This is a genomic window from Pseudomonas urethralis (assembly GCF_021602465.1).
GTDB classification, from domain to species: Bacteria; Pseudomonadota; Gammaproteobacteria; order Pseudomonadales; family Pseudomonadaceae; genus Aquipseudomonas; species Aquipseudomonas vlassakiae.
Genome location: NZ_BQIJ01000005.1, coordinates 326,149 through 338,349, shown reverse-complemented (window position 1 = coordinate 338,349; position 12,201 = coordinate 326,149). Strand labels below are relative to the sequence as shown.

The 12,201-nt window shown below is 63.2% G+C and carries 12 protein-coding genes; 4 read left to right on the top strand and 8 right to left on the bottom strand.

Going from position 1 to position 12,201, the window contains the following annotated elements; all coding sequences use genetic code 11:
- Positions 1–59 precede the first annotated feature (59 nt).
- The 5 genes from L6D64_RS11300 to gpmI form a co-directional block, all read right to left on the bottom strand.
- Positions 60–1,457 carry a trypsin-like peptidase domain-containing protein gene (locus tag L6D64_RS11300; RefSeq protein ID WP_176508133.1) on the bottom strand — a complete coding sequence of 466 codons (1,398 nt, stop codon included), beginning with the start codon at positions 1,455–1,457 and terminating at the stop codon, positions 60–62.
- Positions 1,458–1,536: 79 nt separating this feature from the next.
- The gene (locus L6D64_RS11295) at positions 1,537–2,304 is read right to left on the bottom strand and encodes a divergent polysaccharide deacetylase family protein (protein WP_176508134.1); all 768 of its coding nucleotides are present in this window, start codon (positions 2,302–2,304) and stop codon (positions 1,537–1,539) included.
- Between the two features lie 8 nt (positions 2,305–2,312).
- Positions 2,313–3,647, bottom strand: a complete 1,335-nt coding sequence (locus L6D64_RS11290) for a S41 family peptidase (RefSeq protein WP_176508135.1) — start codon at positions 3,645–3,647, stop codon at positions 2,313–2,315.
- A 79-nt stretch (positions 3,648–3,726) separates the two neighbouring features.
- Positions 3,727–5,022 (bottom strand): murein hydrolase activator EnvC family protein, encoded by a 1,296-nt coding sequence (locus L6D64_RS11285; protein WP_176508136.1) that lies wholly within the window; start codon positions 5,020–5,022, stop codon positions 3,727–3,729.
- A 141-nt stretch (positions 5,023–5,163) separates the two neighbouring features.
- The gene (gene gpmI, locus L6D64_RS11280; protein WP_176508137.1) at positions 5,164–6,699 is read right to left on the bottom strand and encodes a 2,3-bisphosphoglycerate-independent phosphoglycerate mutase; all 1,536 of its coding nucleotides are present in this window, start codon (positions 6,697–6,699) and stop codon (positions 5,164–5,166) included.
- A gap of 206 nt (positions 6,700–6,905) precedes the next feature.
- On the opposite strand from gpmI, the gene L6D64_RS11275 reads away from it, so the two are divergent.
- The 3 genes from L6D64_RS11275 to secB are packed head-to-tail and all read left to right on the top strand — an operon-like array spanning position 6,906 to position 8,101.
- Positions 6,906–7,319: a rhodanese-like domain-containing protein gene (locus L6D64_RS11275; RefSeq protein ID WP_054884251.1), complete on the top strand. Its 414-nt coding sequence runs from the start codon at positions 6,906–6,908 to the stop codon at positions 7,317–7,319.
- Between the two features lies 1 nt (position 7,320).
- Complete coding sequence (gene grxC, locus L6D64_RS11270) at positions 7,321–7,575, top strand: glutaredoxin 3 (RefSeq protein ID WP_054884252.1); 255 nt, start codon at positions 7,321–7,323, stop codon at positions 7,573–7,575.
- Positions 7,576–7,615: 40 nt separating this feature from the next.
- Positions 7,616–8,101 (top strand): protein-export chaperone SecB, encoded by a 486-nt coding sequence (gene secB, locus L6D64_RS11265; protein ID WP_054884253.1) that lies wholly within the window; start codon positions 7,616–7,618, stop codon positions 8,099–8,101.
- Between the two features lie 74 nt (positions 8,102–8,175).
- On the opposite strand, the gene trmL is transcribed toward secB, so the two are convergent.
- Positions 8,176–8,637, bottom strand: coding sequence for a tRNA (uridine(34)/cytosine(34)/5-carboxymethylaminomethyluridine(34)-2'-O)-methyltransferase TrmL (gene trmL, locus L6D64_RS11260; RefSeq protein ID WP_054884254.1), 462 nt, complete (start codon positions 8,635–8,637; stop codon positions 8,176–8,178).
- Here trmL and L6D64_RS11255 point away from each other — a divergent pair.
- Positions 8,636–9,073, top strand: a complete 438-nt coding sequence (locus L6D64_RS11255) for a hypothetical protein (RefSeq protein ID WP_099814486.1) — start codon at positions 8,636–8,638, stop codon at positions 9,071–9,073. The genes trmL and L6D64_RS11255 overlap by 2 nt on opposite strands.
- A 439-nt stretch (positions 9,074–9,512) precedes the next feature.
- Here the strand turns inward: L6D64_RS11255 and ntrC are convergent, their stop codons facing one another.
- Both ntrC and glnL read right to left on the bottom strand, forming a co-directional pair.
- Positions 9,513–10,949, bottom strand: coding sequence for a nitrogen regulation protein NR(I) (ntrC, locus tag L6D64_RS11250; protein ID WP_054884256.1), 1,437 nt, complete (start codon positions 10,947–10,949; stop codon positions 9,513–9,515).
- Complete coding sequence (gene glnL, locus L6D64_RS11245; protein ID WP_060509823.1) at positions 10,946–12,031, bottom strand: nitrogen regulation protein NR(II); 1,086 nt, start codon at positions 12,029–12,031, stop codon at positions 10,946–10,948. The genes ntrC and glnL overlap by 4 nt, the downstream gene beginning before the upstream one ends.
- Between the last annotated feature and the right edge of the window lie 170 nt (positions 12,032–12,201).

Genomic DNA, 12,201 nt, shown 5'->3' with positions numbered 1-12,201 from the left:
GGGCACCGCCCGCTGCGTCTGTGCTTCCCGGCACAAGCGCAGCCGCGGCCATGGGGCTGTCAGGGGGTGCTGGCCTCGAGCAAGTCGGTGCGAAACTCGGAGCTCTGGCGTATGACGTCAATGGCAACGCTGCACAGTTTCAAGGGTAACGACGCGTGCGCTATCACCACGCTCTGGCTGCGCAGCAGGCGATAACCGGAATGATCATCGCAATGGGTAGTGGCCGCCGGGCCGCGCTTTACCCGATAGAACACGATATCGGCAGCTCGCAGCCAGTTTACCTGGATGTCTCCGTTCGGCAGCCGTTCGGTGCTCACCTCAGCCTTGGGCCGGCCGGGTGGCAGCAGCTCGACTGCAAGGCTCAGGCTATTGGCCATGAGCGCTCGGGAAGCCGATTGATCAGGGGACTGCACACCAACGAGGCACAGGTAGTGCGTTCCAGGCGTGGCGCCGATGGGGTCGTCAATTCTTGCCGCATCAGCAGCAATCGTGCCGCTGTAGCCAACCGGGTCTTCACAGGCGAGCGCATCGGTGCTGGTCTTGTAGCGGTAGCGTGGGGTGTCGATCAGGAACTCGAAGCCCCAGCGTGGTTGTTCAAGCGAGCCATCGGGCAGGGTGCGGGCTTTGACGATGGTCTTGAAACTACTGCCCTGCGGCGTCAGTTGAAAGCCTGGCAGCAGTTGGCAATCGTCCAGCTCCAGGTCTGCCTGCCCGGCCCTGAAGCATCCCTGCACACGGTGGATGGGGATCGCGCCTACCTCATTGTCATGCAAGCTGTTGACGACGCTGATCAGGCGGTGGGTGGCGCTGTCGACGACTGGGCTGCCGGACGCCCCTTCATCGAGGCCTTGGCAATCGTTGCGCCTGACGTTTCGCCACACCCAGTTGTTGACACTGGAGAAGCTATGGAAGCGCTCCGTGCAGGTTGACAGGCGCAGCCCTTGGCTGACTGAACTGGGTTCGCCGATTACCTTTACCGCGTTCGCCGATGTGGGGGATGGGCCGATCTTGACCGGTGTGATGCCTTGCGCCAGCAACTCGTCGAGTGTGGCATCCAGCTCCAGCAGGGCCAGATCGGCACCTTGCATGCTGCTCCATACCATCTGCTTCACAGGCACGGTATGGCGCTGGTCCTGGGTATCGGCAAAGTAATTGAACGCAATACTGCCGGTCATTGGCTGGTTGACGATGATCTTGCCATTGACGCCGCCTGCGCAGTGACCGGCAGTGAGCACGTAGGCAGGCCCGCTGCTGGCAAGGGTGGCATCGCGGCTGTCCAGCAGGGTGCCGATGCACAGCCGGTTCTTCCAGAGCACCCGGCCGACACCGGTCCACTGAGCGTTCTGGCCGGCATTGTTGTAAAGGGTAAGCGGTGCAGTGGGCAAGCTGTCTTCGGCGTCAGCCAGCTGGCTGAGCAGCATCAGGCCCAATGTTGCCAATCGCGTTGAGTTTCGCATGTCGTACCTCCTCGATAGGGAGGGACGAAGCATGAGGGGGCTGGCGAGGCGTGTGGCGGTATATAGGTGACGGGCTTATCTAGCGGTTGCTGTAGCGCCCGTTCTTGCCGTGACCCGGCATTGCCAGGTTGCTGCGCACGGCAATCATCTGCTTGAGCCTGATCAACTCGATGCCTTGGCTCTTCAGCCTTGGCAATTCGCGCTCAAGCACATCCAGCGTCTGCGGGTAAGGGTGCCCGATCAGCACGGCCGAGCCTTGCTTGCGAGCCAGCGCAATGCCTTGCTGCAGTTGCCCGGTAATTGCCTCGGGGGTGCGTACGTCGTCGAGAAATACATCCCGCGATACATGCGCCAGGCCCTGGGCCTGGGCTTCGGCCGCAGCGACCGTGGCCGCGCTGGTGCGGCTGTCGACGAAGAACAGGTGCCGACGCTGCAATTCGCCCATCAGCCAGGCCATCGGCTCACGCTGGGCGGTCATGCGGCTGCCCATGTGGTTGTTGATACCGGCGGCATACGGCACCTTGGCCAGGGCTGCCTCGAGGCGTCGGGCCAGTTCGTCCAGGGGGATGCCGGGGTGCCAGGCATAGGGCCCGGTGGCCGGGTCCATGGGCATGTGCAGGATCACCGTCTTGCCGGCCTTGTGGGCCTGGCGGGCGAAATCGGTGGCGTGTGGGGTGTCGGGCATGATCGCCATGGTCACTGGCCCCGGCAGGGCGAGGGTGCGGCTGTCACGCTCGGCGCTTTGGCCCAGGTCGTCGATGATGATGCTCAGGTAGGCCTTGCTGGCCGGTGCCGCTTGTGCGACCCCGGCCATCAGGCAGACCAACAGACACAGCAGATAACGCATGGGCTGGGTCAGTCGCCCTTGGTGATGTTCAGGCCCTTGAGCAGGCTCAGCGCCTGGCTCAGCTGGTAGTCGCTGTCCTGCGGGCGTTCCTGGCGCTTGGTGCTGCCGGTCGGGCGGTCGGCGCCACCGTTGCCGTTGCCCAGGTGACCCTGCAGGTCGGCTTCCTTGAAGGTATCGTTGTCGTTGGCATCGGCAGTCAACTTGGCTGGGCGCACTTCAATGTCGGGGACGATGCCCTGGGCCTGGATCGAGCGGCCGTTGGGCGTGTAGTACAACGCAGTGGTGAGCTTCAGTGCGCGGTCATTGGCCAGCGGCAGCACGGTCTGTACCGAGCCCTTGCCAAAGCTGTCGGTACCCATCAGCACGGCGCGTTTCTGGTCTTGCAGGGCGCCGGCGACGATTTCCGAGGCCGAAGCGCTGCCGCCGTTGATCAACACCACCAGTGGCACCCCTTCGCTGGCGTCGGCCGGGTCGGCGGAGAAGCGCAGTTCGGAATTGGCGATGCGGCCCTTGGTGTAGACGATCAGGCCCTTGGTCAGGAAGTGGTCGGCCACTTCCACTGCCGATTGCAGCACGCCGCCGGGGTTGTTGCGCAGGTCAAGGATCACCCCGCGCAGTTTCTTGCCGTTGTCCTTGCGCAGCTTGGCCAGGGCCTTGCCGACCTCGTCACCGGTCTTGACCTGGAACTGGGTGATGCGGATGTAGCCATAGCCGCTTTCCAGCAGTTGGCTCTTCACGCTCTTGACCTGGATTACCGCGCGGGCAAGGGTTACGTCGAACGGGCTGCCGCCGTCGCGCACCAGGGTCAGGGTGATCTTCTCGCCCACCTTGCCACGCATCTTGTCGACCGCTTCGGTCATGGTCTGGCCGCGGGTCGGGGCGCCGTTGATCTTGACGATCAGGTCCCCGGCCTGCACGCCGGCTCGCGATGCCGGGGTGTCATCGATAGGCGATACCACCTTGATATTGCCGTCCTCCTGGCCCACTTCGATGCCGAGGCCACCGAATTCGCCACTGGTGCTTTCCTGCAGCTCCTGGAAGTCTTCAGGCCCGAGGTAGGCCGAGTGGGGGTCAAGGTTGCTGAGCATGCCCTTGATGGCGTTCTCCAGCAGGGTCTTGTCGTCCACAGGTTCGACGTAGGCAGCCTTGATACGGTCCATGACCTCGGCAAAGGTGCGCAGCTCTTCCAGCGGCAGCGGTGCCTTGGCGGTCACCTCGGTGGCGGGCACTGCGGCAGTCTTGGCTGGCGAAGCTTTCGCCGGCTCCGCGGCGCTGGCCAGGGGCGCACCTATCGCCAGGGCGATGGTCAGGGCCAGCTGGGTGAGGCGAGGCGAGTGCAGCATGTCGAACGAACTCCTGATCCTGTAAGCGCTCCCTGCGGAGCATCGGCGCAGCGCCTGGCGCCACGCCGTATGTAATGTGTCAGCCGCGGCACCACTGCGAAGGGTCGGTCGGCCGGCCCTGCTGGCGGATGGCGAAATACAAGCCTGCGCTGTCCTGGCCACCGCTGTCGCCAACGGTGGAAATGGCTTCGCCGGCCTTGACGATGTCGCCGGCGCTCTTGAGCAGGCTCTGGTTGTGGCCGTACAGGCTCAGGTAACCATTACCATGGTCGAGAATGACCAGAAGTCCAGCGCCACGCAACCAGTCGGCAAACACCACCCGTCCGCCGTGCACTGCGCGTACCTGGGTGCCGGGGCTGGCGCTGATCATCACGCCGTCCCACTTGGCCCGGGCATCGCTGCCGCGGGCGTCACCGAAGCGTGCCAGCAATCGACCATTGACCGGCCAGGGAAGTTTTCCCCGGGCTGCAGAAAATGCACCGCCGTAGCTGGCGCCGTCACTGGAAACCAGTGGGCCGAGGGTGGTGCGGGCCTTTTTCGGTGGCTCGCTATCTTCGCTGTCCGCACGGGCGGCCAGGGCCTCCTGCTGGCGGCGTTTCTCGGCTTCCTGCTGGGCGAGCAGGGCTTTCTTGCGCGCTTCTTCGGCTTCGCGGGCCTGGCGTGCCAGGGTTTCCTCGATGGTCTTGAGCACCTTGGCCAGGTCCGCCTGGTCCTGTTGGCGGGCCTGCAGCTTCTGGTCGCCATCTTTCACGTCGCTGTTGAGCTTGGCCAATACCTGCTGGCGCTTGCTGCGCTCGGCATCCAGCGCCTGGCGGCGCGTGTCGAGGTCGGCGCGCTGCGCCAGCAGTTGTTCCTGCTGACGGGAAATGTCCTGCTCGACGTTGGCCAGCTGGCGCAACGTTTCATTGAAGGCCTTGAGCTGGTCGAGGCGCGCCTTGCTCAGGTAGTCGTAATAGGTGAGGGTGCGGGCGAACTTCTCAGGGTTCTGCTGGTTGAGCAGCAGCTTGAGGTATTCCTCGCGGCCGTTGTTCTGGTAGGCCGAACGGGCCTGAATGGCAATCAGCCGCTGTTGTTCAACGCGGGCGCTCTGGAGTTTTTTTTTCTCGGTATCAAGGCGCTCCAGCTCGCCCTCGGTCTTTTTTAGTTCTTGTTGCAGGGCCTCCACCTGCTTCTCCAGGTTGCCGATGTCGGTCTCGGTGGCCTTGAGGTCTTTTTGCACACCGGCTTTTTCTTCCTGGAGCTTGCTCAGCGTCTTCTTGAGCTCGGCAATGTCCTGGCGGGTGGCGTCCAGTTGCTGCTGGGTCTGCGCGCGCTCATCGGCGAATGCCGGGCTGAGCAGGCAGGACAGGGCTAATAGGATCAGGGCGCGTAGCATGGGGTTTGGCGTACCGGGGATGGAGACTGGCCTAGTATGCCCGTGCGGGCAGGCAAAAAAAACGCCCCGCTGCCGGGGCAGCGGGGCGTTTGTCCGGAATTCATGTGCAAAGGGGCTGCCAGGCGGCCCCGGGACACTGAATCAGGCGTCGACCAGGATCGAAGTGCCGGTCATTTCTGCCGGTTTTTCCAGGCCCAGCAGTTTCAGCATGGTCGGCGCCACGTCGGCCAGCACGCCGCCTTCGCGGACCCGCACCTTGCGCTTGCCGACGTAGATGAACGGCACCGGTTCGCTGGTGTGGGCTGTGTGCGCCTGGCCGGTGCACGCGTCTTCCATCTGCTCGACGTTGCCGTGGTCGGCGGTGATCAGGGCCTCGCCACCCACCTTGTCCAGCGCCTCGACGATGCGCCCGACACAGGTATCCAGGGCCTCGACGGCTTTCACCGCAGCCTCGAACACGCCGGTGTGGCCGACCATGTCGCCGTTGGCGTAGTTGGCCACGATCACGTCAAAGCGCTGCTGCTCGATGGCTTCGACGATGCGGTCGGTCACTTCAGGAGCGTTCATCTCGGGCTGCAGGTCGTAGGTGGCGACCTTCGGCGACGGGATCAGGATGCGCTCTTCGCCTTCGAACGGCTCTTCGCGGCCACCGGAGAAGAAGAAGGTGACGTGTGCATACTTCTCGGTTTCAGCGATGCGCAGCTGGGTCTTGCCGTTTTTTGCCAGGTACTCGCCCAGCACGTTGTCCAGGCTGGACGGCGCATAGGCTGCCGGCGCGGCGATTTTTGCCGAATACTGGGTCAGGCCGATGTAGGCCGCCATGTTCGGCAGGCGTGCACGCGGGAACTCGTTGAAGTCCGGCTCGACGAAGGCACGCGACAGCTCGCGGGCGCGGTCGGCGCGGAAGTTCATGAAGATTACCGCATCGCCGTCTTCAACCTTCACCGCCTCGCCAATGCGCGTGGCCTTGACGAATTCGTCGTTCTCCTCGCGGGCATAGGCTGCTTCCAGGCCCGCCAGCGCGGTGTCGGCGGTGTATTCGGCAACGCTGTCGACGATCAGGTTGTAAGCGGCGCTGACGCGGTCCCAGCGGTTGTCGCGGTCCATCGCGAAGTAGCGGCCGATCAGGCTCGCGATACGGCCCTTGCCGAGCTTGGCGAAGGTCGCGTCGAGCAGTTCGATCGACGACTGGGCGCTGCGTGGCGGAGTGTCGCGGCCATCGAGGAAGGCGTGCAGGTAGATCTTCTCGGCGCCACGCTGCGCGGCCAGTTCGGCCATGGCGACGAGGTGGTCCTGGTGGCTGTGCACGCCACCGTCGGACAGCAGGCCGAGGATGTGCACGGCCTTGCCGGCGCCAGCAGCCTTGTCCACCGCCCCGGTGAGCACCGGGTTCTCGAAGAACTCGCCATCGCGGATGGCCTTGGTGACCCGGGTGAAGTCCTGGTAGACGACGCGGCCCGCGCCAAGGTTCATGTGCCCGACCTCGGAGTTGCCCATCTGCCCGTCCGGCAGGCCGACATCCATCCCCGACCCGGAAATCAGGCCATGCGGCTGGGTGGCGCGCAGGCGGTCATAGACCGGTGTGCTGGCGGCATAGATGGCGTTGTATTCGGGGCTTTCGCTGTGGCCGAATCCATCCAGGATGATCAGGACCAGAGGTTTGGGCGTGCTCGTCATCAATCAAACTCACGGTTGTTCAAAGATGATAAAGACACGCATTTTAGGGCAAATGCGCCATCAACGGCGAATAATCGTCCTGTCACCCGACCGGCGCGGGCAACCCGGTAACATGAAGGTACCTTTACCTCCGGCCCATCGGGCTTTGGTGGCACTGGGGGGGTGTGTATACTGGCCGGCATTTTCAATCGCCTGGAACACCGCTGATGGTTGCTCACCTGATTCAATTCGCGACAGATCACTACATCCTGGTGGCGATCTTCGTGGTTCTGCTGGTTGCACTGCTCGTCAATGAACTGCGCCGTGGCGGCCAGAGCCTGAGCAACGGCCAGCTGACCGCGCTGGTCAATGCCGACAAGGCACTGGTCATCGACATTCGCCCGTCCAAGGAATATTCCGCCGGCCACATCGTTGGTGCGTTGAACATCCCGCAGGACAAGCTCGCCAACCGCATGACCGAGCTCGAAAAGCACAAAGAGAAGACCCTGATCGTCGTCGACGCGATGGGCCAGCAGTCCGGCGCGGTCTGCGGCGAGCTGCTCAAGGCTGGTTACACTGCCGCCAAGCTGAGCGGTGGCGTTTCCAGCTGGAAAGCCGATAACCTGCCTTTGGTGAAGTGATATGAAGCCCGTCATCGTCTATTCCAGCGACTACTGCCCCTACTGCATGCGCGCCAAGCACCTGCTTCAGAGCAAAGGCGTTGCCTTCGAAGAGATCAAGGTCGATGGCAAGCCGCAGGTGCGCGCCGAGATGAGCCAGAAGGCCGGCCGTACGTCGGTGCCGCAGATCTGGATCGGCAGCACCCACGTCGGTGGATGCGATGACCTCTACGCCCTGGAGCGCGCCGGCAAGCTCGACGCGCTGCTGGCAGTCTGATTTGCACTGCATTCAAAAACATTAGGATTAAGGATCTGCCATGACTGACCAACAGACCAACGGCGCTGCTGCAGAAGACAACAGCCCTCAGTTCTCCATGCAGCGCATCTACGTGCGCGACCTGTCGTTCGAAGCCCCTAAAAGCCCGCAGATCTTCCGTCAGCAGTGGGAGCCGAGCGTTGCGCTGGACCTGAACACCAAGCAGAAAGCCCTGGAAGGCGACTTCCATGAAGTGGTGCTTACCCTGTCGGTGACCGTCAAGAACGGCGACGAAGTGGCCTTCATCGCTGAAGTTCAGCAGGCCGGCATCTTCCTGATCAAGAACCTCGACGCTTCGTCGATGAGCCACACGCTCGGCGCGTTCTGCCCGAACATCCTGTTCCCGTATGCCCGTGAGACCCTGGACAGCCTGGTGACCCGCGGTTCGTTCCCGGCCCTGATGCTGTCGCCGGTCAACTTCGACGCCCTGTACGCGCAAGAGCTGCAGCGCATGCAGGAAGCTGGCGAAACGCCGACCGTGCAGTAATTCTGCCGGTATCGAAAAAGCGCCTCTCGGGGCGCTTTTTTGTTGCCTGTACCGGCCTGCTCGCGGGTTAAAGGTCAGCTCCCGGCAAACCCGTTCTGCCGCCAGGCCTCATAAACGGTAACCGCCACGGTATTGGACAGGTTCAGGCTGCGGCACCCCGGCCGCATGGGCAGGCGCAGGCGTTGTTCGGCGGGCAGGCTGTCCAGCACCTCGGCTGGCAACCCGCGGCTCTCAGGCCCGAACAGAAACGCATCGCCGGGCTGATAGGCCACTTCATGGAACGGGTGCGAGCCTTTGGTGGTAAAGGCGAACAGCCGCGGATTGCCCAGGCTTTCCAGGCATCCGGCCAGGCTTTCGTGGCGCTTGAGCGTGGCATACTCGTGGTAATCCAGCCCGGCACGGCGCAGGCGCTTGTCGTCCAGTTCGAAGCTGATCGGCTCGATCAGGTGCAGGGCGCAACCGCTGTTGGCGCAGAGGCGGATGATATTGCCGGTATTCGGCGGAATTTCTGGTTGAAAAAGGATGACGTGAAACATGCACGGCTCCAAACGTGAAGATGACGAGCATTCTACCCCTGAACCCGACCTGCGTTCGAAGGCCTGGCCGCGCATGCTGCTTTCCCTGGCGCTGTTCGGGGTTTTGCTGGGGCTGATGATTGGCCGTCTGACTGCCCCTGAAGAACGGGTGCTGGAGCAGGTCGAAGTGGTGCAGGATGGCCTGAACCTGTGGTTCAACGAAGCGCCCAAGCTGCATGGCGAAAACGTCGAAGGCACCGTGGCACTGCTGTTCGAGGCCGAGGGCAAGGCGCAGCGTGGTCAGCTGGACCTGCAAGGCAAGCCGGTCGGCTGGCGGTTGCAGAAGAGCGACAAGGGGTTGTTGCTGACGGTGATTGCCGCGCGTCCCCTGCACGGCGAATGGGCCGGCGCAGAGGACGCTGGACGTTGGCGGGTGCAGGTGAAACTGCACGAATAAAAGAGGGGATATCTCGGCCTGCCTGTACCAAGGTCCCCAAAAGGGTTTACAGCGAATTAAAGGGGGGATGGCCCGGCCTGCCTGTACCGAGGTCCCCAAAACTGGCGTTACTGCGAATAAAAGAGGGGTCACCCGGCCTGCCTGTACCAGGGCCCCCGAAACTGGGTATGTATGAGTTATTGCAGGGGGCGTGCCAGTTTCGCAAAGCCCGCGAATACTGGACTTTGAGGGGGATTTGGTCAGGATTTCGGGGGATTTGTGCCTTTGCGAGGTGCATCGGGCACAGGATCGGTGCATGAAGCAGATAGGGCTGGGGCCGCTTTGCGACCCTTTCGCGGCTGAAGGCCGCTCCAACAGGGAATCGCGAATTCCTGTAGGAGCCTTCAGCCGCGAAAGGGCTGCGAAGCAGCCCCAGGGGTGTTACAGGTGACGCAGCAGGTCAGTGATCCTCACCCTCATCGTCATCCCCACCGTCCACATTCATCCCCAGTTCCTTGATCTTGCGGGTCAGGGTGTTGCGGCCCCAACCCAGCAGCACCGCAGCATCACGCCGGCGACCGGCGGTGTGCTTGAGCGCGGTCTCGATCATGATTCGCTCGAAGCTGGGCACCGCGCTGTCGAGCAGGTTCGACTGCCCGCGCGCCAGCGCCTGATCCGCCCACTGGCGCAGCGCCTGCTCCCAGTTGGTGACTGGCGCTGCGTCTTGCGGCAGGTTCAGCAGCTCCGGCGGCAGGTCGCCGATCAGCACTTCGCGGCTGGACGCCATCACGGTGATCCAGCGGCAGGTGTTTTCCAGCTGGCGCACGTTGCCTGGCCACGGCAGGTTGCGGATGAACTCTTCAGTTTCCGGCTTGAGCAGCTTCGGCTCGACGGCCAGTTCCTGAGCGGCACGGCCGAGGAAGTGGCGGGCCAGCGCCGGGATGTCCTCGCGGCGGTCGGCCAGGCGCGGGATATGGATGCGGATCACGTTCAGGCGGTGGAACAAGTCCTCACGGAACTTGCCGGCGGTGACCAGCGACTCCAGGTTCTGGTGGGTCGCTGCAATGATGCGGACATCGACCTTCACCGGCACGTGGCCGCCAACGCGATAGAACTCGCCATCGGCCAGAACCCGTAGCAGGCGGGTCTGGGTATCGGCGGGCATGTCACCGATCTCGTCGAGGAACAAGGTGCCGCCGTCGGCCTGTTCGAAGCGACCGCGGCGCAGGTTGGCGGCGCCGGTAAAGGCGCCTTTCTCGTGGCCGAACAGCTCCGATTCCATCAGGTCCTTGGGAATGGCGGCCATGTTCAGGGCGATGAACGGCGAAGCAGCGCGCGGGCTGTGACGGTGCAGGGCGTGCGCCACCAACTCTTTACCGGTGCCGGATTCGCCGTTGATCAATACGGTGATGTTGGAGTGGCTCAGGCGGCCAATGGCGCGGAACACTTCCTGCATCGCCGGCGCTTCGCCGATGATTTCCGGGGTGCGGGCCAAGGCCTGGGGAACATCGAGGCCCTGCTGTTCCTGGGCGTGCTGGTTGGCGCGCTTGACCAGCGACACCGCCTCATCGACGTCGAACGGCTTGGGCAGGTATTCGAAAGCACCGCCCTGGTAGGACGCCACGGCGCTGTCCAGGTCGGAATGCGCGGTCATGATGATGACCGGCAGGCGCGGATGCTGTTCGCGAATCTGCGCCAGCAGGTCGAGGCCGCTGGCGCCGGGCATGCGAATATCGGAAATGATCACATCCGGCTGCTGGCGGGCCAGGCGGCCCATGACGCCATCGGCGCTGTCGAAGCTCTGGGTGGTCATGCCTTCCTGCTGCAGGGCTTTTTCCAGGACCCAGCGGATGGAGCGATCATCATCGACGATCCATACGGTTTCACTTCGGCTCATGAGGCGGTGGCTCCTTGTTCCAGGGGCAGGAAGATCGAGAAGGCGGTGTGCCCTGCGTGGCTTTCACACTCGATCAGGCCCTGATGCTGGCTGATGATGTTCTGGGTGATGGCCAGGCCGAGCCCGGTACCGTCCGGGCGCCCGCTGACCATGGGATAAAAAAGGGTGTCTTGCAGTTCTGCGGGGATGCCCGGGCCGTTGTCGATGATCTCGATACGTGCCGCCAGGCGATGGCGCACATGGCCGATGGTGAACTGGCGTACGGCGCGGCTGCGCAGGGTGATGCGGCCCAGGCGCAGCTCGTTCTGCGAGCTGATCGCCTGCATCGCATTGCGCACGATGTTCAGTACGGCCTGGATCATCTGCTCGCGGTCGATCAATACGTCTGGCAGGCTCGGGTCGTAGTCGCGCACCAATGTGATGCAGCCCTGGCTTTCGGCTTCGACCAGGCTGCAGACCCGCTCCAGTACTTCGTGGATGTTGGTCATGGCCAGCGACGGCAACTTGTTCGAGCCGAGCATGCGGTCGACCAGGTTGCGCAGGCGGTCGGCCTCTTCGATGATCACGTTGGTATAGTCGCGCAGGCCCTCTTCAGGCAGCTCGCGGGCCAGCAGCTGTGCTGCACCACGGATACCGCCGAGCGGGTTCTTGATCTCGTGGGCCAGGCCGCGCACCAGCATCTTGGTGGTTTCCTGCTTGCTCAACTGGGCTTCTTCCTTGGTGATGCGCAGCAGGCGATCACGCGGGTGAACTTCCAACAGCAGCAAGGTATTGCCCTGGTGCAGGATCGGTGTCACCGCATAGTCGACGGTGATGGCCTGCCCGGTCAGCGAGGTCAGTTGCGCTTCACGCTTGGTGAACGGGTGCGCCTGTTCCACCGCCTGGCGCAGCGAGTTGAGCGCCTCGGTCGATTCGGTGAACAGTTCACTGATGAACTGCCCGTGGCTACGCTGGCCACTGACCGCCAGGAGCATTTCTGCGGCCGGGTTCATGTACTCCAGGCGCAGCTCTGAATTGAGCAGGAGCGTGGCGGTGGTCAGGTTGTCCAGAAGCAGACGGTGCTGTGCATCGCTGATGGTCATAAGGCGTCGTTGACCTCTTTTGGCGCTTGCCCGGCGTTGCTTGGACCACGCCCGGGCGCGCTGTGGATCCGCTGATGCCAGCAAAATGCAAGAAACAAACCAAGGCTCCGAAAAGAAGCGGAATTTGCCGATAAAGGCCTGTATTTGCGCAGAATCGGGACAGAATTCTC